Origin of the sequence: Microcoleus sp. CAWBG27 (assembly GCF_020883145.1) — a bacterium.
Classification (GTDB): domain Bacteria; phylum Cyanobacteriota; class Cyanobacteriia; order Cyanobacteriales; family Microcoleaceae; genus Microcoleus.
The window spans coordinates 8,943-29,200 of the sequence record NZ_JAHREU010000081.1 but is presented as its reverse complement, the minus strand read 5'-3'; the positions used below and the strand labels follow the sequence as shown (position 1 = coordinate 29,200).

Annotated in this window: 10 protein-coding genes and 1 pseudogene; 7 read left to right on the top strand and 4 right to left on the bottom strand. The window is 45.9% G+C overall.

The window, feature by feature from the left end:
* Positions 1-3,314: pseudogene (locus QZ938_RS29160) on the bottom strand (hypothetical protein); the annotation flags it as partial.
* Positions 3,315-3,497: 183 nt separating this feature from the next.
* Between QZ938_RS29160 and QZ938_RS29155 the strand changes: the two are divergent.
* From QZ938_RS29155 to QZ938_RS29130, 6 genes are all read left to right on the top strand, one after another.
* On the top strand, positions 3,498-5,480 hold the full coding sequence (locus tag QZ938_RS29155) for a hypothetical protein (RefSeq protein ID WP_293353708.1): 1,983 nt from the start codon (positions 3,498-3,500) through the stop codon (positions 5,478-5,480).
* A gap of 465 nt (positions 5,481-5,945) precedes the next feature.
* A complete protein-coding gene (locus QZ938_RS29150; protein ID WP_039887172.1) occupies positions 5,946-6,062 on the top strand; it encodes a photosystem II reaction center protein I in 117 nt (38 codons plus the stop codon).
* Positions 6,063-6,298: 236 nt separating this feature from the next.
* Positions 6,299-7,888: a transposase gene (locus tag QZ938_RS29145; RefSeq protein ID WP_293363566.1), complete on the top strand. Its 1,590-nt coding sequence runs from the start codon at positions 6,299-6,301 to the stop codon at positions 7,886-7,888.
* Between the two features lie 405 nt (positions 7,889-8,293).
* Positions 8,294-10,831: a DUF3769 domain-containing protein gene (locus QZ938_RS29140; protein ID WP_293353706.1), complete on the top strand. Its 2,538-nt coding sequence runs from the start codon at positions 8,294-8,296 to the stop codon at positions 10,829-10,831.
* A gap of 246 nt (positions 10,832-11,077) precedes the next feature.
* Entirely contained in the window at positions 11,078-12,367 is a 1,290-nt protein-coding gene (gene iscB / locus QZ938_RS29135; protein ID WP_293353704.1) for an RNA-guided endonuclease IscB, read from the top strand.
* Between the two features lie 477 nt (positions 12,368-12,844).
* Complete coding sequence (locus QZ938_RS29130) at positions 12,845-13,516, top strand: hypothetical protein (protein ID WP_293353702.1); 672 nt, start codon at positions 12,845-12,847, stop codon at positions 13,514-13,516.
* Between the two features lie 409 nt (positions 13,517-13,925).
* Here the strand turns inward: QZ938_RS29130 and QZ938_RS29125 are convergent, their stop codons facing one another.
* Positions 13,926-14,441 carry a phycobiliprotein lyase gene (locus QZ938_RS29125; protein WP_293147708.1) on the bottom strand — a complete coding sequence of 172 codons (516 nt, stop codon included), beginning with the start codon at positions 14,439-14,441 and terminating at the stop codon, positions 13,926-13,928.
* 918 nt (positions 14,442-15,359) lie between these two features.
* Here QZ938_RS29125 and QZ938_RS29120 point away from each other — a divergent pair.
* Complete coding sequence (locus QZ938_RS29120; protein WP_293353700.1) at positions 15,360-17,597, top strand: hypothetical protein; 2,238 nt, start codon at positions 15,360-15,362, stop codon at positions 17,595-17,597.
* Positions 17,598-17,716: 119 nt separating this feature from the next.
* Here QZ938_RS29120 and QZ938_RS29115 read toward each other — a convergent pair whose 3' ends face one another.
* Both QZ938_RS29115 and QZ938_RS29110 read right to left on the bottom strand, forming a co-directional pair.
* Positions 17,717-18,457, bottom strand: coding sequence for a Uma2 family endonuclease (locus QZ938_RS29115; protein ID WP_293353698.1), 741 nt, complete (start codon positions 18,455-18,457; stop codon positions 17,717-17,719).
* A 164-nt stretch (positions 18,458-18,621) separates the two neighbouring features.
* Entirely contained in the window at positions 18,622-20,031 is a 1,410-nt protein-coding gene (locus tag QZ938_RS29110; RefSeq protein ID WP_293353696.1) for a heterodisulfide reductase-related iron-sulfur binding cluster, read from the bottom strand.
* Positions 20,032-20,258 lie beyond the last annotated feature (227 nt).

Genomic DNA, 20,258 nt, shown 5'->3' with positions numbered 1-20,258 from the left:
TTTGGAGGTGCGACATCCGATAAAGTTTCGACGACTTCAGGAATTGGCAAACTTGCGGGAGTTTCCTGAGTTGAAGTTGCACTTCCGGGTAAAGTTGCGGAATTTTCGACTAATTTTGGAGGTGCGACATCCGACAAAGTTTCGACGACTTCAGAAATTGGCAAACTTGCGGGATTTTCCTGAGTTGAAGTTGCACTTCCGGGTAAAGTTGCGGAATTTTCTAGTAATTGTCCCGATGCGACACCTGATAAAGTTTCGACAACTTCAGCAATTGGCAAACTTGCGGGAGTTTTGAGATTGGAGTTGAGGCTTTCGGATGAACTTGTCGAATTTTCCGCTGCGACATCCGACAAAGTTTCGACAACTTCAGAAATTGGCAAACTTGCGGGATTTTTGAGATTGGAGTTAAGGCTGTCGGGTAAAGTTGCGGAATTTTCTAGTAATTGTCCCGATGCGACACCTGATAAAGTTTCGACAACTTCAGAAATTGGCAAACTTGCGGGATTTTTGAGATTGGAGTTGAGGCTTTCGGATGAACTTGTCGAATTTTCCGCTGCGACATCCGATAAAGTTTCGACAACTTCAGAAGTTGGCAAACTTGCGGGATTTTTGAGATTGGAGTTAAGGCTGTCGGGTAAAGTTGCGGAATTTTCGACTAATTTTGGAGGTGCGACATCCGACAAAGTTTCTACAACTTCAGGAATTGGCAAACTTGCGGGATTTTTGAGATTGGAGTTAAGGCTGTCGGGTAAAGTTGCGGAATTTTCGACTAATTTTGGAGGTGCGACATCCGACAAAGTTTCGACAACTTCAGGAATTGGCAAACTTGCGGGAGTTTTGAGATTGGAGTTGAGGCTTTCGGATGAACTTGTCGAATTTTCCGCTGCGACATCCGATAAAGTTTCTACAACTTCAGCAATTGGCAAACTTGCGGGATTTTTGAGATTGGAGTTAAGGCTGTCGGGTAAAGTTGCGGAATTTTCTAGTAAATTTGGATGTGCGACATCCGATAAAGTTTCGACAACTTCAGAAATTGGCAAACTTGCGGGATTTTTGAGATTGGAGTTAAGGCTGTCGGGTAAAGTTGCGGAATTTTCCGCTGCGACATCCGATAAAGTTTCTACAACTTCAGAAATTGGCAAACTTGCGGGAGTTTCTTGAGTTGAAGTTGTACTTTCGGGTAAAGTTGTCGAATTTTCGAGTAAGTTTGGAGATATGATATCCGCCAAAGTTTCGATGACTTCAGCAATTGGTAAACTTGCGGGATTTTTGAGATTGGAAGTTCGGCTTTCGGATAAAGTTGTCGAATTTTCGAGTAATTTTGGAGATATGACATCCGACAAAGTTTCGACGACTTCAGCAATTGGTAAATTTTCCCGACTTGGCGACTGCGAAACATCAGGTAGAGAATCAACCTCGGCAACTTCCTGCAAAAACTGACTCTCAATCAAAGACAAATAATCAACAGCCTTGGCAAACTCCAACCTTGGGAAAAAAGGCGACAATTTCCAGCGTTTCGCCACTTCTAGCATATCGCGAGTCGGGCCGCCGCCGTGGTCGCCAACTCCCGGCAACCAAAGAGCATCTGGCAAACCAGTCTTAACTTGCCAATCAAAAGCATGACTTGCCATTTTAACCGATTCTATACTTTCGCCGATCGCACCAGACATCATGCTAAATATTTTAGTACCATCCAACCCTTCCCACCAAAACGCACCGTGGGGAAATTGCGTCGAATCATTCCAGCGCAACTTCTGCGTCACAAAATAGTCAACTCCACCTTGCCGCAAAATCTGAGGTAATTGCCACCCAAAACCAAAAGTATCCGGTAGCCAAGCCACCCGCATCAACTCCCCAAACTTTTCTTTCGCATAACGCTGTCCGTAAAAAACTTGCCGCACCATTGACTCAGCCGAAATCAAGTTTAAATCCGGTTCAACCCACATCCCACCAACAACTTCCCAACAACCAGCCGCCACCTGTTTTTGAATTGCTGCAAATAAGTCCGGGCGGTGCTCTTCCATCCAAGCATAAAGCGCTGGAGTTGAATGACAGAAAATCAAATCGGGAAACTCAGATTGCAATTTCAATACCGACTCAAAAGTTCGTTCCGCCGCTTCCCAAGTTTCCGGGACAGGCCACAGCCAAGCTAAGTCTAAATGAGCGTGACCAACCAAATAGATTTTACCATATATAGATGTATGGCAAGTTTCAAGTGAGTCAGGTCTAAATTGGGAATTTGTAATTGGGAATTGGTGATTTACTGGTGAGTGGATGACTTGATTGAGAAAAGCTATATCGGCAGTTTCATTTATATATATAGATGTAGAGTTCTGATTTTCTGAAACCTGAGAAAGTATCTGCCTACATCCTCCCTCTGCGCCCTCTGCGCCCTCTGCGGTTAAATCATCTAACTCTCCAGAAAAAGAAGGAATATCGGCAGTTTCACCTATATATATAGATGTAGAGTTCTGATTTTCTGAAACCTGAGAAAGTATCTGCCTACATCCTCCCTCTGCGCCCTCTGCGCCCTCTGCGGTTAAATCATCTAACTCTCCAGAAAAAGCCCGCAGATATCCCAGTAAATTGTGTCGCAATACAGATAAAGATCGATCGAACTTGGCGCGATTCGGCAAAGCAGACCAATCAATCAAACCAACCGCCAAATCAATCCCAGATTGCAGCCTTTCTCCCTTGACGTACATTGGGCGACTTGCTAAAATTTCAATGGATAAATTTTGGGAATGTTTGTTTCCTAAATTTCGATCGATCGCACTTTGCAAAATCTCTAATTCGTCCGCCACAAAACCCGGATCGAAACAAGTAGAGTCCGCAGCTTCATACAAACAAATCGATCGCACCAAAGCACCGTTATCGTGTCCAGGACTTACCAACCGCAAAATAACTAAAAATTCATCTCCCGGATTCACCGCCACACTCAACAAAACTCGATCGGCACAATCGAATAAATCACCTTGTCCGACTAACTCACCGTTGACAAAAATAGTCGCATCTTCTGCCCACCAAGTCAAACTCAACAGCAAACGCAAACCTGCTAGAGGATAGCCGTGCAAATTGTCAGGAATGACAAATTTCTGTCCTAAATAAACAACTTGCTTCCCAGAGGGCCAAGCAATATGTCCTTTTTCGTTAAGTTCGACAACCTGCTTGTTAGAAATACCTACCGAACCGACAGCAGCCGAGTCAGCATCGCAGTACCTCCAACCAGACTGAACCTCCACTTGACTGAGGCGGCGCAACTTCTCTACAACTTCAGAAATATTATTGCTAGCAGGTGGCACAGCGACGCTCATATTTAGCTAAAATAGGACTTGCGTAGGAATCTGGGCTCAGTATCGAACCGCGAAGACGCAAAGGACGCGAAGAAATAAAGGTTTCAGAGGGTTTGAAACTGCGATTAATATCCAGTTTTGATTTTACTGCAAAATTCAGACATTCCGGCGCTAATCTAAAACCTGAATTCAATAATTAAACTTATGTCCGACGGTTACTACGGCCCATACCAAAGCCGACTATTAAATTTTATATCCAAACAGTCCCGCCAAGTTGCCGATAATTGCGATCGCACTTGGCGACAAATTCAAGCAGCAACTCTCACCGCTACCCAAATTCTACTTTATCCAGCTTACCTGCTCGTCCAAAGTTCCCGAATGTTGAGCCGACAGTTGCGGGAATCCAGCCAAAAAGTAGATTTACCCGAACTTCAAGAATATGACGGCGATGAAAATCCAGATTTTTCGGGAAATTGGTATCCAGGAGAAGTTTCTGATGAAAGTTCGATCGACCAAATCTTGCACCTCGCTGAAAATTTGCTCAACTCGTCGCAAACGGCCACAACTTTAGCCAGTTTTGGGCTGTTAATCCAGACAAACCCAGCAACTGAGAAAGCCGATCGCGATTTGCATCCAGCCATCAACTTTATCAAACAAGCTGCCAAGCATCAAACAACTTCCGTCTTAGAACCTCCCCAGGCCAAAACTCAATTAGACAGCCAATCCCAAAAAGTTCAGGGAATCGCGACTTTCATCCCAGCCCGCACTTTAGTCTTAGTCGGAGATGGCAATCGCATATTAGATATTTTGACACCCGAACAGCAAGAACTGCTGGAAAGTCGCATAACTTGGGAAGTCGCCAACTCCGGGCCCGGACGCCGAGAAATTGCTCAAAAAGAATTAAAATTTAATCTCGGTTTAGAGTCTGCTGCGAAAAAATCTCGGTTGGCGCCGGTGCGTCGTTTTTGGGAATTGATGGCCTGGCTCCAGTCGAGTCCGGTTGCTGTGAAAAGAAATCAGTTTGGAGAATCAATCCTCGCAGTCAAAGGCGCGATCGACCGCAATGCCATCTTAGTTCAAAGATCCACCGCATCGATCGCTCCGGCCAACACCGCAGGGCCGGCGATTGCTCCATCAAATTCGATCGACCGCAATACCCCAAAATTAGAACCTAATTTTAACAGCAAGTTCGATCGCACCGACAATCCGATCTCCTTTGTCACATTACTCGATCGCGCTGCCGTCAACCTCGAAGAATTTACCCTCCCCCCAACAGCCAAAACCACCGCTGACAATCTAGAGGTAAAAATTAATACTTCCGCCCCAGAAACGAATTCAGGTTTGTCAGCCCGCGAAATCCTCGAAAAATATGCGAGAAATATCGAAAAAATGATTTGGTCGTCCGTAGACCAACTGCTGGGCAAAGAAACGGCAGCTAGTGATAATACCGAAAAAGCTGTCGCAATTCAGTATTATTTAAAACAACGTCACCAACAAGATCGAACGGAAAACAGCCAAAAGGTCGATCGACCTTGGTTGAATTGGCAAGACTTATTCGGAGAACCAGCACCGCAGGACTCGATCGCAGGAAGTGCCGAATCCGAGGCAAATGTTAAAAACCCCATATCAGAAAACGGCCCAGAAGTCAAGCATGAAATTGCAGAAACAGTAGAATTGTCAGAAAGTCGATCGACCGCAGTCTCAATATCGCCTTACCCCGAAGCAATTCACAGGATGCTCGCCCAGCTAAAACAGAGCTTGCTTACAAAAGTCCCACAAAGTCAACCCCAAACAGGCTCAAACTTAGCCGTCACTCCAGAAAATAAATCTGGACTCGCAGCAGAATCAACCCCAGAGCGCGCGCCGGAGACCCAAGTGCCAAAAAACACCAACCCGAACACCGCACAAACCAGCAAATCCCCAGCAGCAATCGCCCCCACCACCAGCAGATATACCCCCGCCACCAGCGTCACAGCACCCAAAAATCAGAGCGCAGGTCTCCCGCCCGCAGACGAATACTTAGAAACCAAAGCAGAAGCGATGGGTTACATTAAACACCCACTAGAACAAGTGCTCGAATGGCTCGATTTAGTCATGGTGCGCGTCGAAAAAATCATCGAGCAAATCTGGAATTGGGCAAAAACCAACTTGCCAACCATCCTCAAAAGCAAAAATAAAATTGACTAATCTTTAGTTAAGCTGTTGTGCATTTAAATTGTATATTTCAAATCCCGATCGAACAATCCTCGAACCCTCTCCCTCTCCAACACCACAGGCAATCTAGATCCAACACAGCTTATCAGAACGTCAAATTGAAAACCCCGTCCTTGATGAGGATGGCTTTTTGCCATTGTTAAGTAAAAAACAAATCCATCTTCACAAATCAATATGGTAGAATCAGCACATCAGACAAGATGTAAAAACCTACCCCTGGACTGGGGGAAAGTCTACGCCCAAAACATTTTTGAGGAGATATGACGGGAGCACGCTTCGTGCAAACCCAGTCAGCCTGGGAACCCTAGCAATAGGGATATTTTGACAGAAATGTCTTAAGAATCCCCGTGCCTGTATGTCGGGGACTGTCAAGATAAAAATGTTGCCGCAACAGCAGCAAATCAGCCCGCTATTATGCCATCTTTGGAGACTCCCACAGTGCTAACCCTCAAAATCGTAGTTAATGTAGTTGTTCTATTCTTTGTTTCCCTGTTCATATTTGGGTTTTTGTCCAATGACCCAGCCCGGAACCCCAACCGCAGAGACATGGAATAAACCAGCTATCTCCGTCGCTGACTCGGGGGCACGTCACCGCAGCCCCCGCGAGTCAGCCAGCAAATCCCCAAAAATTAGTCCAACAAAACTTGACCTCGCACCACTAGCGAGGTTGACGTACAGTAAAGTATTTGCTTACATTTGTTAATTTATGCTCATATTTGCTGTATGCCATACGTTCCGCTCAGAAAAGCAGTCGAATTTCTGGGCTTGCATCCACACACAGACAAGAAAATATGCAGGCGAAGGGAAGATCAAAAGCATCAAAAACGAAGCAGGGCAACGACTCTATGATGTCGAGTCCGAAGAGCGCGGTGCAACTAGAACTACCGTTGTTTGCTACTGTCGCGTCAGTTCGCCCAAATAGCGAGACGACCTCGCTAGACAAGTTGACTTTATGCAACAGTAATACCCCAACGCCGAAATCATCCAAGATATCGGGTCAGGACTCAACTTCAAAAGGAAGGGACTGCAAGCCCTACTGGTCAGACTTATGCGCGGCGAACAGCTCACGATTGTTGTTGCCTGTGGCGACATCTAAAGCAGATTCGGATTTGAATTATTCGAGTTCATGGTTCAACAAAACGGTGGACAAATCGTGGTTCTTGACGGAACTGTTCACGCGAGCGAAAGCGAACTCACAAGCTATCTTCTCGCCATCCTTCACGACGACCGTTGCAGAATGCAGGGACTCAGAAGTTACAGCAAGAAGATCAAAGAAGATCCGGCTATTCCTAAATCCTGAACAAAAAGCTTTAATCAAGCAGTGGTTTGGAGTGAGTCGTTTTGTCTACAACGCGACTATCAAATATCTCCAAGAACCAGGCACAAAAGCTAACTGGATGACAATCAAAACTGGAATACTCAACAGTTTGCCAGAATGGGCAAAACCTGTACCTTTCCAAATTAAATCGATTGCCATCAAAGATGCCTGTTTAGCAGTCAAAGCAGCTAAACAGGGTTTTAAAAAAGATGGTCTACTCCGCCAATGCAAGTTTCGGAGTAGAAAAGACACCAAGCAATCTATTTATGTGCCGAAGTCGGCTGTAAAAGACTGCGGTGTCTACCATTCCATTCTGGGTAAGTGTCAATTAACAGAATCTTTGCCTGAAAAGTTCAGTGATGGGAGGTTGACTCTCGCCTACGGAGAATACTATTTAGTTGTTTCTGAAGAAGTGCAACAAACCAAGACCGATAAACAAGGTCGCGTCGTTGCCTTAGACCCCGGTGTCCGTACCTTCATGACGTTTTTCTCTGAAGATTCCTATGGCTGGCTTGGAAATGATTCTAATTTGTACATCCAGAAACTGTGTTTTCGGTTGGACAAATTGGTATCGAAAATCTCTAAAGCCCCCAGTCGGCAGAAAAGAAGATTCAAGAAATCAGCCAGCAGGCTTCGTTGTAAAATCAAGAACTTAGTCAGAGAGTTACATCACAAAGTAGCTAAGTTTTTAGTTGATAACTTTGATGTAATCTTACTGCCTACGTTTGAGACTTCTCAAATGATGTCGAAGTCACGCCGTAAGTTGAGAAACAAAACGGTGCGACAAATGTTGACTCTAAGCCATTACGAATTTAAGAATTTCCTTAAGTGGAAAGCTTGGGAAAATTCCAAACTCGTGATTGACTGCAACGAAGCTTATACCTCAAAAACGGTGTCATGGACGGGCGAAATTGTCAAAAATCTAGGTGGTGCTAGAACTATTAAGTCCGCAGCCACCGGATTGAAGATGGATCGGGATCTAAATGGTGCTCGCGGGATTTTCCTACGGGCATTGGTTGACACGCCTTTGTTGAGAGACTCTCTTAACTTATACGTTTGTTAGCATTTGTTAGCAAAAAAGTGTCGGTTATCTTATGGCGAAAGAAACCCAGTTGACAGTTGACAGTTGACAGTTGACAGTTGACAGTTGACAGCAAACAGGCTGACAGTTGACAGTTGACAGGCTCTTCTGATTTTGAAACGAAGAGGATTAGAGCAACGAATAGTCAGATTTTAATTTCTCCCTACAAGGGTGGAGGCTTTAAACCAATTGTTTCTGGCAATCAACTCAGTTTCTGAGGATCAGTCGGTTAGCTGCGAGGCACACCAGAAGATTTCCGGTTAACCTTGAAACGCTGCCTGTTAAATGCAAAAATTTGGACGATCGATTTTCCGCTATAAAATAATCCTCTAAAATTTAAAAGCTAAAATCTAAAATCTAAAATCGGATGATTCACCTGTTGTAACTATGCCCTATCCGGTACCGCCGCCCGAACCCTCTGCCATCATCTACATCGCGAAGCCCAAAAAAGTCGCCCTCACTGTGGCAGTAAATGATGGAGACACCCGCAGCAACTCCGCAGAAATACCGGAACCCAGCCCAGAAATCGTTCAGCCCGAACCAGAACCCTCAGCAGCACTCCTCGGCACCACCCCAGCCATCAGTGGGGCGCCAGAAATTGCTGACCCCGCAACCTCTGTGGAAAGTAACGGCGCAGCAGCGGAATTTCAGCCTCCGACTGCTGTAGGACAACCTGAAACTGTGACAGCCCAGAAAGATACCTCGTTTACTGCTTACCAATTGGGTTCAGTAGAAAATGCCATTGCCGCTCGGAATCGTCAACGAACAGCAAGGGATCAGAGCAAAAAGGACAATAATGCTGTCCGACAGCCAGACGACGGGTATCAGGCTAAAGGCGAGGAGTTAAAAAATAACTCCCCCGAACCTGCGGAGATTCCTGTTCCCGAAGCGCCAGAACCGCCTGCTACAAAGCAGCAAGAATTGGAGATTCCAACGACACCAACGACGCCAACGACGCCCAAACCAGCCACTCCCGCAGCACCGAAACCGCAGCCCAAACCGGCCGCGCCCGGAGTCCGCACCGCGCCTTCTCAGCGGACAGTGCCATTTCCGGTAAGTCCGGCCGACACTATCGAAATTAAGGCCGACAGCCAAGAATTTGACGACAAACAGCAAATTGTCACGGCGGTTGGTAGGGTTGTGGTGCGCTTCCGACAAACTGTGATTGATGCCGATCGCGCGATCGTCAACCTAGTCACCCGCCAAGTGATAGCATCCGGTAATGTCGCCTATACCCGCGGTCAACAAGTGGTCCGCGGCAGGCAGATGGAATTCAATCTCGGACTCAACTCCGGCGCAGTCGAACAAGCCAGCGGCGAAATATTCCTCCCCGCAGCAGGTAGCGAGTTAACCCCCACACTACCCACAGATATTAGTGCTGGAACCATTCTAGAACAGCCGCTGAGCGATCGGCTCACCAGCCAACAGCCCCTACGCGGAGTCAAATCCCCCGGCGCTGCTACTATTACCATCGGTGGTGGCGGCAGCAGCGGCGGTGGCGGACAGTTAGCAGCCCCCCAAATTGTCGGCGCCGTCAACCGCGTCCGCTTTGAAGCAGACCGCCTCGAATTACTGCCAAATGGCGTCAGAGTAGCAACCAACATTCGGATTACTAATGACCCGTTTTCCCCGCCGGAACTCGAATACAGGGCTCGGAGGGCAACGATTACCAGGATTTCGCCCACGGCTGAGGAATTAGTCACAAATTCGCCCCGCTTGGTGTTCGACAACCGCATCAAAATACCCGTGTATCCCCGCAGGCAAGTTTTTGACAGCCAACAGAAAAACGGCCCCTGTTTGACTTTCGGCTACGACGGGGGCGACAGGGGCGGTTTGTTTGCCGAGTGCGGTTATGAAGTGTTCCAGGATGGGCCCGTGCGCCTGACTCTAACACCCCAAATTTACCTCCAGCGAATCGTGGAAAAGAACGGCGGCAGTCCGTTTGCATCCGACAGCTACGGGCTGAAAGCCAAGTTGAACGCGACTTTGGGCCCTCGCACCAGCCTGGAAGGATCGGCGTTATTTCTGAATTTTGATAATTTCCCGGATTTAGCTGAAAATGCTTTTCGGGGCAATTTGCGGCTGCGACAGTCGATCGGCAATCACAATCTAGCCGCAGAATATAGTTATCGCGATCGACTGTTTAACGGTTCTCTAGGCTTTCAAACCGTCAACAGCAGTCTCGGGGCCGTCCTCACTTCCCCACAGATGCAAATCGGCAACACAGGCATCAATTTCAGCTACCAAGCCGGGTATCAATTTATCAATGCTGACACCGATCGAGCAGATTTGCTCGATCCCGTGCGCGAAAACAACCGCATCGATTTGGGCCGCGCCCAAGTCAGCGTCGCCCTCAGCCGCGGCTTCAACCTGTGGCAAGGTCAACCGCTGCCCCGCACTCCCACCCAGGGTTTGAAGTACACCAGGACGCCGGTGGTTCCCTTCTTGCAACTGGCTTTGGGAGTCCGAGGAGTTGGCTCTTATTATAGTAGTGGCGATCGACAAAATTCGATCGCCAGCAGCATCGGCATTCAAGGGCAGTTCGGCCATTTCTCCCGCCCTTTCCTCGACTACACTGGATTTAACGTGACTTACACTCAGGTAGCGCGGGACGGGGTATCGCCTTATTTGTTCGATCGGTTAGTAGATTTGAAAGTCCTGTCTTTTGGACTCGTGCAGCAAGTTTACGGAGGGTTTCGAGTCGGGTTTCAAAGTGCTATTAATTTAGATAGCAGGGAAACAATCAGTACGAACTACACTTTAGAATACAGCCGTCGCAGCTACGCAATTATTTTGCGTTTTAATCCTGAGCGTCAAGTCGGCAGCCTGACATTTAGAATTAGCGACTTCAACTGGAACGGCACACCCCAACCATTTTCCGGGGACGTGCGAACAGTAGAAGGAGGTGTGCGTTTATCCGATTAATTGAAGTCAAGAACTCACCGTCAACCCGCTTCGGGTATGGCGGGAGCTTGTAAGAAGCTCTAACTTGACCAGACTCAGTTCGGAAGAACTACGTTATTGGGTTCATGAAACCTACAGATACGTGCCAGTTTGTAGCTCTTTCGTACAGCTTTAAACAGGTGTAATGAGTTAAGCCAGTGAGCTGTACCTAACAAGACTTAATAACTTTGTCGAGGCAAACTTCACCAGTAATGAGAGGCAGCAGTAATGCGCGTTTTTGTTCTAGATAAAAACTTGAATCCTCTTGACCCAACGCATCCAGCAAGGGCAAGAGAACTACTGAACAAAGGGAAGGCTAAAATACTTAAGCGATATCCATTCACCATTGTTTTGCAGGATAGGGTTGTTGAAGATTCGATCGTACATTCTCATCGAATTAAAATCGATCCAGGTTCTAAAACAACGGGTATTGCTGTGGTTCAAGAAGAGACAGGGCGTGTCACAAATGCCTTAGAAATCTCTCATCGAGGACAACAGATTAAAGATGCTCTGGAATCTCGTAGAGGATTAAGAAGAGGTCGCCGAAATCGCAAAACTCGTTACCGCAAACCTCGTTTCTTAAACCGAACTCGTAAACAGGGCTGGCTACCTCCTTCTCTTGAAAGTCGAATTGCTAACATTGAGACCTGGGTGAAGCGAATCAGAAAAATCTGCCCAATTACCGCAATTTCCCAAGAGCTAGTTCGATTTGACCTACAACAAATGCAAAACCCCGAAATTAGTGGGATCGAGTACCAACGGGGTGAGCTATTTGGGTTTGAGGTTAAAGAGTATTTGCTCCAAAAGTGGAACAGGAAATGTGCTTACTGTGGCGTTGAGAATGTCCCATTTGAAATTGAGCATATCCTGGCTCGAAGTAAAGGAGGCTCTAACAGAGTCAGTAACCTTTGTCTTAGCTGTCATTCCTGTAACCAAGCCAAGGGCAACAAATCTATCGAAGAGTTCCTGAAGAAAAAACCATTACTTCTCAAGCGGGTTTTAGCTCAAGCTTCATCACCACTTAAAGATGCGGCTGCTGTTAATACTACTCGTTGGGAACTTTATAGAAGGCTTCAATCTACAGACTTGCCTGTAGAAATAGGTTCTGGTGGTCGGACAAAGTTTAATCGTCAAACCAGAGGGATTGAGAAGCAGCACTGGACAGATGCCACTTGTGTAGGGGATTCTACTCCAGAACAGCTATTAATTCGGGGAATCAAACCTCTCAAGGTAACTGCAAAAGGACACGGAACTAGACAGAGATGCCGACCCGATAAATACGGTTTTCCTGCACGTCATGCACCAAAAGCTAAATTTTATATGGGGTTTACCACTGGGGACATTGTTAAAGCCGATATTCCCTCTGGTAAATATGCAGGAAAATACACGGGACGAATTGCTATCAGGTTTAGACCAGGTTTTATGTTGCTGTTGCGTGACAGAAGATTTGATGTTCACCCCAAGTATTTGACGACCATTCACTTTTCTGATGGCTATGAGTACAATTTTTCAAAATGAATGTTACTTCGCCTTTTATTTCCGGGCGGCAATTCCCCACCCGTTAACCCTACGGGTATAACGGGCGACCCCTTGCCACACTTAAGTTGGGTAATGGTTCAACAGTTGACAGTTGGCCGAAGGAGAGCTACCTCAACCTAGAAGGAAGAGGATTGGAGTAATGAATAGTCTGATTTTAATTTCTTCCGCTCCGGCTTAGGGCTTTCAACCAATTCTTTCTGGTAATTAGTAATTGGTAATAACGAAGCAAAAATAATCACCAATTCCCTATTTTGCAATTCCCAAGGACTAAGGACTAAGAACTAATGATAAATTTTGCTCGGGGGGGACAGCACTCCTGACAACTAAGAGGGCCCGCACGGGGGTACCGCCCCTACCAACTGACAATTAAGAGGGCCAGCCCGCACCATCCACCGCCCCTATCAACTGACAACTGATAACAACTAACAACTGACAACTGACTAATTACCAATTCCCATGACAGAAGTGACGGCAATATCTGCACAAGCAGCGGCTCTGCTGGTTCACTACGGTTTTGACCTAGGTGGCAAAAAAGCAGAGAAATTGGCTGGTGAATGGTTGACCAAGTATCCCGGCTATTGGTTGCGTTTAGCAGTGGTTGAAGCGCTTTATCAAGGGCGCTACAAAGCTGTTTCTGTCGGACAGCTATTGAGTATGTGGCACCGGATAGGCCAACCACTATATCATTTTAATCGCGAGTTTGAACGCTTAGTTTGCAACAATTTTCCTCAAGATTTAACCTTTGAAAGTTATGCTCAACCGTCGCAGGAAGAGATACTTTTATCCCACCCAGAATCCGAATTCGGTGTCGCCGAAATAGATACGAGCAAGCAGTCAGAAGCAGAAATCGATCGCGCGTCAGATGCAGAAGTCCCCAATACAGAAGCCCTGGAAACAGAAAAACTCGCCACTGCTGGCGATCGCACTCAAGAAAATACAGAAGTTGTAGTATATGAAGATGTGGATGTTACCGCCCTGGCCGATGGAGCCGAACCCGATCGCAAATTAACAGACAAACCTGTCACCAAATCATTCCCAGTTGCCAAACACACTGATTTTCACACCAAGTTAAAAGCCGTTGCCCGAGAAGGTCGCAGAAAGAAAGGAGAAAGTATCAAAAAGAAATAAGGTGTTAGTCGATTTTTGATTTTTCGATTTACTTTACAGATTCATCTGGGAGGTTGAAAAGGAGTCTAAAATTTTGGGAGAATTACTCAGGATACTTGGGGCTTGTATTCATTTTGGGAAATTAGATATAGAGGTTCTCCCTGCGAGTGAGGAACTCACCAATTACCAGAAAGAATTGGTTGAAAGCCGGAACCCTTGTCTGGAGAAATAAAAATCAGACTATTCATTAGACTTCTTGCAAAAGTCGGGAATAGGGAACAGGGAACGGGGAACAGTCAACAAGAATTAATGCAAACAACACCGCAAAAATATTTTGGCAATTCAAGTCTATTACTCCAATCCTCTTTCTTTCTTTCTTTTTTTCTTTCTTTCTTTCTTCCTTCCTTGGTCAACTGTCAACTGTCAACTGTCAACTGTTTTTCGGACTTCCACCCATCCGAATTTCCGAACAAAAAGATGCTTGTTCCGTACCGTCTGCTTGCTTGACAACGCTAGTCCGCAAGCGCAGATTGGGGATGAGATACCACAGCCTTTCTTCAGCATGGACGGTATCTGATTCTGTAATCAATGTCAGCACATCGTCGCCGCCCATCACGTAACGGGTGTTTCCCTTGGCTTGCAACACTTTGCCTTCGCTAGGATTGTCGGGATTCGGGACGATCGCTAATATTGTAGAACCAACTTGTTTAGCTTGGTTGCGATCGGGAACACCGTCCCAAGAAATCCGAACGCCCCTGAGTCCAGTTGAGTCCGGGTTAGTCGAGTGCTGTTGGCAAAGTTTGACGACTGCTGCATCGTTAGCTGTCAGCATTTCTATTTTGAGGTCAGATTTACCTGCTTGCAATTCCCCAGAATTGAGATTGTGTACGGTGCGCTGGGAAAACCATTTGCCTGCACTTAACTCGAAAAACTCGATAACATCCATGAAATTTGTCTCTAAACTTAAATAGTTCTTGATTTGCGATCGCGACTTGCGCGCTATGGAGTCAGAAAACCGGTTTCTTTTTGAGTAACTAGCCGCCAAACCAATGATTTTAGCGAGAAACCCGGTTTAAGAGTGCAAGTCCTGTTTTCTATTTTAAAGGAACGGGGCGCACCTGCAAAGCTTTTCGGGAGGTTTGAGCCAAGCAGGTGCGGTTGAGGTACAAAACCCAAGCAGGCGGACATCTGTCGGGCCGATGCAGCCCGATCGACCTAAAATTAGAGCATTCGCTACCGTATTTCGCTAAACAAGTCTTGGGGAGCACATCAAACAGGATGGCGCGCTCACAAATTTTACCTTAACTCCGTCCAAAAACGGGTACAGCCTGCCAACTTAAGTTCTGCAAATTTTAGTACAACGTTCAACTTTCCAGATTCACTGCGCTCGAAGTCAATTCTTTAATTGTAAGAGCGATCGTCCTAGCCTCCGTCTCAAACTTGTACAGCGACTTTTCCTGAAGGTAGCCGAAGGAAGTCGAAGTATCCAAAATCAAAAATCAAAAATCAAAAATCAATTGTGTGGAGCGATCGACAATCATTGCCCAAAACCCGTTATGTTAAGAAAAACAACGATATATGTCAGATAGTTGTCGATCGGTAGATTTTGGGCTTTGAGTTGAACGATCTTGGTGGTGGTTGATGGCAATCGCAGGACTTGAAAATTCTCAAACCAGACTCAGACTAAAAAACCAGCGATTCATCGAAGGATCGCCAAACCGAGGGCAGCAGCCCGGTAGCAAATAGCCTTCAAATATGCCATGCTAAGTAAACGAGCAAAGTAAGTGAGAAAACTTTCTCGATCGGGTTTTGGGCAAGGTGCAGCTAGCGATCGCATACATTAAAAAAAGACATACACAAATTTATGAGCGAGTTTACACAAGGGCTGGATAAAATGCAGCCCGCAGAACAGACGCACTGTTTGGGAATCCTACCAAGTCAGCTAGCAGCGACTTCCGACTCAGAGAAATTATACAGCTTACTAACAGATTACAATTTTATTGAAGCCAAGCTGTCAGCAGCGGGAGCACAAGCGCTAATAGAAGATTACGATTTAGCAACAAGTCCCGATATTATCACCTCCGATGAAAAAGCCGACAAACTCAAATTAATCCAAGAAGCAATCAGGCTTTCTGCCCACATTTTAGCCAAAGATAAAACCCAACTAGCGACCCAACTAATTGCCCGGTTGATGCGCTTTGAAATTCCCGAAATTCAAGCACTGCTAGCCCAAGCACAACAACAAAAAATACCCTGGCTGCGGCCGCTAACCCCCAGCTTTACCCCCCCTGGCGGCAGATTGCTACGCACTCTCACCGGACATACAGATTGGGTACAAGCTGTAGCAATCACCCCCGACGGCAAGCGAGCAATTTCTGCATCCTCCGACCACACTCTCAAAGTTTGGGACTTAGAAACAGGAGAAGAACTTTCCACCCTCAAAGGTCATCTTACCTACGTTAATGCTGTAGCCGTAACCCCAGACGGAACAAAAGTAATTTCAGGTTCTTGGGACAATACTATTAAAATTTGGAATTTAGCTACTGGAACAGAAATATTAACATTTGCAGGCGATACTTTTGCAGTAGAAGCTGTAGCAGTAACTCCCGACGGCAAGCGAGTAATTTCTGGTTCCTGGGACGGCAGCATAAAAGTTTGGGATTTGTCAACAGGGGCAGTGATTTTCAACCTCAAAGGTCACAGCAGTTTTGTCCAGTCCGTAGCAGTAACTCCAGACAGCAAGCGGTTGATTTCCGGGTCTGGCGACAACAGCATTAAAGTCTGGAACCTAGAAACAGGAAAAGAACTTTTTACCCTTACCGGTCACGCAGATTGGGTAAAAGCTGTAGCAGTAACTCCCGACGGCGAACACATAATTTCCGGCAGTTACGACGGCACAATCAAAGTTTGGAGTTTGAGTGCCAGAGAAAAACTTTTCACTTTAGGAATTCACAGCAGTTTCGTCCAAGCTGTGGCAGTCAGTCCCGACGGAAAACGCGTAGTTTCGGCCGCAGGCGACAAAACGCTGAAAGTTTGGAATTTGGAAACAAAAGAAGAACTATTTACTTTTACCAATCACATCGCCCCGGTGAATGCTGTTGCTGTCACCCCCGACGGCAAGCGGATAGTTTCTGGTTCCTCTGACAAAACTCTCAAAGTTTGGCACTTAGAAACAGGCAAAGAAAATTTATCATCTGCCGGTCACGATGACTGGGTAAATGCTTTAGCAGTGACTGCCGACGGTAAAAAAGCAATTTCCGGTTCGGGAGATAACAGCATTAAAGTCTGGAATCTGGAAAATGGAGAGGAAATTTTTGCTATTCCCGGTCATAAAGATTGGGTAAAAGCAATCGCTGTTACCCCCGACAGCCAGAGAATAGTTTCAGGTTCAGGTGACAAAACAGTTAAAGTTTGGAATCTGGAAACTGGAGAAGAAATATTTAGTCTGACAGGTCATACAGATTGGGTAAATTCGGTTGCTGTTACCCCCGACGGCCGGCTGGCAATTTCTGGTTCGGGAGACAAAAGTATTAAAATTTGGAATTTGGAAACAGGAGAGGAAGTTTTTACATTTATCGGTCACACCGACGGGATAAAAGCTGTGGCAGTTACTCCCGATGGCAAGCGGATAATTTCGGCTTCCGGCGACACAAGTCTGAAAGTTTGGAGTTTGGGAAAAGAAAATAATATTTTGGCAAATTTATGGAATTTAGTCGTAAAAAATCAACTTTTTACTCTCAAAGGTCATGAGAGTTTTGTGAATGCTGTGGTAGTTACCACAGACGGTAAATGGGGAATTTCTGGGGGGAGGAAGAAACTGATTAAAGTTTGGGATTTGTCGAGTCAAAAGGAAATTTTTACTTTGACGGGTCATGCGGATGCGATTACAGCTTTGGCGACTGTGGGAAATAGAGTGATTTCAGTTTCGGATGATAATACTCTGAAAGTTTGGGATTTGTTGAGTCGAAAAATAGTTGCTACTTTCAGGGGAGATAGTGCTTTGAAAGCTTGCGCTATGGCACCAGATGGGGTGACAATTGTCGCGGCGGAAGCTTCGGGACAAGTGCATTTTTTGAAGTTGGAAGAGTCAGTTGACAGTTGACAGTTGACAGTTGTCGTGGTTCCAGATCGCACTTTTGCTCAATTTGAAAAGTGCGATCGATCTTTTCCCCAATCCAGTTTAAAATTGTTCCGGGTCAATGCCGATCGATTGGAGTCTGTCTAACTTAATTCATCTGGGTTAATGCCCATTTCTCGCAACCGTTCCACCAAAATCTGCGATCGCCGTCGTTCCTCTGCTAAAGTGGTTTCTGCAAGTTCGGCCCGCTGGCGTTCCTCTGCTAAAGTGGTTTCTGCAAGTTCAGCCCGTTGTTGGGCTTCCTCTAACAGTTGACAAATCTCAACGTAGGAAAAAAACCAGGTTCCATCTGGTCGATAAATTTGCAATTCATCGCCGGATAAATCAAAGCGAATTGCCAATCGAGGACTGACGAAATTTTCCATTAAGGCGATCGCATCTAAGCCATCTTGTCCCCGCAGCCAGCCTCGCAGTTGGTTGTTGCTAGGATTGTAGATATAATATTCTTCAACTCCGTGGCGATCGTAAAATAGCAACTTCTTATCCATTTCATCCTGCGTGTTGCTAGGAGAGAGAATTTCAAACACAACTTGCGGCGCAATTCCCGACTCATTCCACTGCTGATAAGAACCGCGTCTTCCTTTCGGTATGCCGAACGCAACCATCACGTCGGGCGCATTAACAATATTCGATCTTCCCTCGATTGGATACCAAAACAAATCACCAGCTACGAATACATTCTCGTCATCAGCATACATCCATTCTAAATTTTGTTCGATGACGAGAATCCAGCGAAATTGGTCAGTATTATTGGCCATTGGTTTACCGTCGCTGTCGGGGTAAATAACTGCTTCCTGAGTAGGGGATGGGATTTGAGTTACCATAACAGTTGTGTGGGGTGAAAGACTGTTGAATTTAATTTTAGCAGTTTGGGAAGAGTCAGATTTCCCTCTCTTCCTCTGCGCCCTCTGCGCCCTCTGCGGTAAAAAATCTTATTCACAAAAAATTGCATCGAAAATAGGGCAGACACCGCGCCCGCCCTACAAAACTACTTCCTCTGCAACCTAACCCCGCGAATAGAATAATCCAAAAGCTCGATCGGGTGCATCAAAGTAACAGCCTTACCCTGCAACTCCAAATGCTTCTTAATTTGCAAAGAACAACCCGGATTAGAAGAAGCAATCAACTCCGCCCCAGTATTCAGCAAATTCTCCACCTTTTGCACGCCCAACTCATCAGCCACATCCGGCTGAAGCATATTATAAACCCCCGCACTCCCGCAACATAAAGCAGCATCCACAGGTTCTTTCAACTTCACCCCAGGGATTTGTTGCAACAACTGACGCGGCTGCAAACTAATCTTTTGTCCGTGCAACAAATGACAAGCATCCTGATAAACAATCGTCAAATCTCCCTCAGTCAAAGGATTGAGTTTAGCCGTAATTCCGGCACTTGCCAAAAACTCTTGGATATCCTTTACATTCGCAGCAAAATGCTCAGCTTTTTCCCGATAATCCGGGTCATCAGCTAAAATGTGACCGTATTCTTTCAAAGTGTGACCGCACCCAGCAGCATTGATAATCACAAAATCAACGTTAGTATTTTCAAAGCTATCAATCATTTGTCTCGCCAAAGCTTTCGCCTGTTCGGCTTGTCCTTGGTGTTCCGGTAAAGCAGCACAGCATCCCTGACTTTTCGGAATCACAACCTCGCAACCGTTAGCCGTCAAAACTCGCACCGTAGCCTCATTCACAGGCGAGAACAACAACCTCTGCACACAGCCTAAAATCACGCCGACTCGATAGCGTTTCTCCCCTTGTGCGGGAATGACTTCGGGCAAATTATCCCGGAAAGAATCGACAGTAACTTTCGGCAAAATTGATTCCATCGCCGCCAAGCGAGGAAATACTTTTTTCAGCAAACCTGTTTTGCGGACAAGTTTTGGCAGTCCTAATTTTTGATAAATAAACAGCGGTACAAGCAGAGGGCGCAATCTGTGAGGATAAGGAAAGAGATTAAAAATCAGAGTCCGAATTACATTGTCAGAAAAAGTGCGTTTCTGATTTCGAGTAACTTGGTGGCGAGTTGCGGAAATTAACTTATCGTATTGAACTCCCGACGGACAAGTTGTCACGCAGGCCAAACAGCCCAAACAAGTATCGAAATGCTGCGAAGTTGCTTCGTTTAAAGGTGCGTCGCCTTCATTAATGGCATCCATTAAATAAATGCGACCTCTAGGCGAATCCATTTCTTTACCGAGTACACGATAACTGGGACAAGTTGACAAACAAAAGCCGCAGTGGACGCAGGTATCGATTAATTTCGGATCTGGCGGATTGTTGGCGTCGAAACCTGGGATTTCGAGGCTTTGTAAGTGGGGATTTTGGGCTAGGAAATTGCTTTCTTTCGCGGGTTTGAAATCGTCGCTGGGAATTTGAGATGTTTCTGAAGTTTGCATATATTACCTAATTCTTTTGGTTCGTAGTGAGGACTTTAGTCCTTTTCCTGGGATTTAAGAAGGACTGAAGTCCTCACTACGAACCTTAAATTCCTGGTTGGTAGTGAGGACTTTAGTCCTTTTCCTGGGATTTAAGAAGGACTGAAGTCCTCACTACGAACCTTAAATTCCTGGTTGGTAGTGAGGACTTTAGTCCTTTTCCTGGGATTTAAGAAGGACTGAAGTCC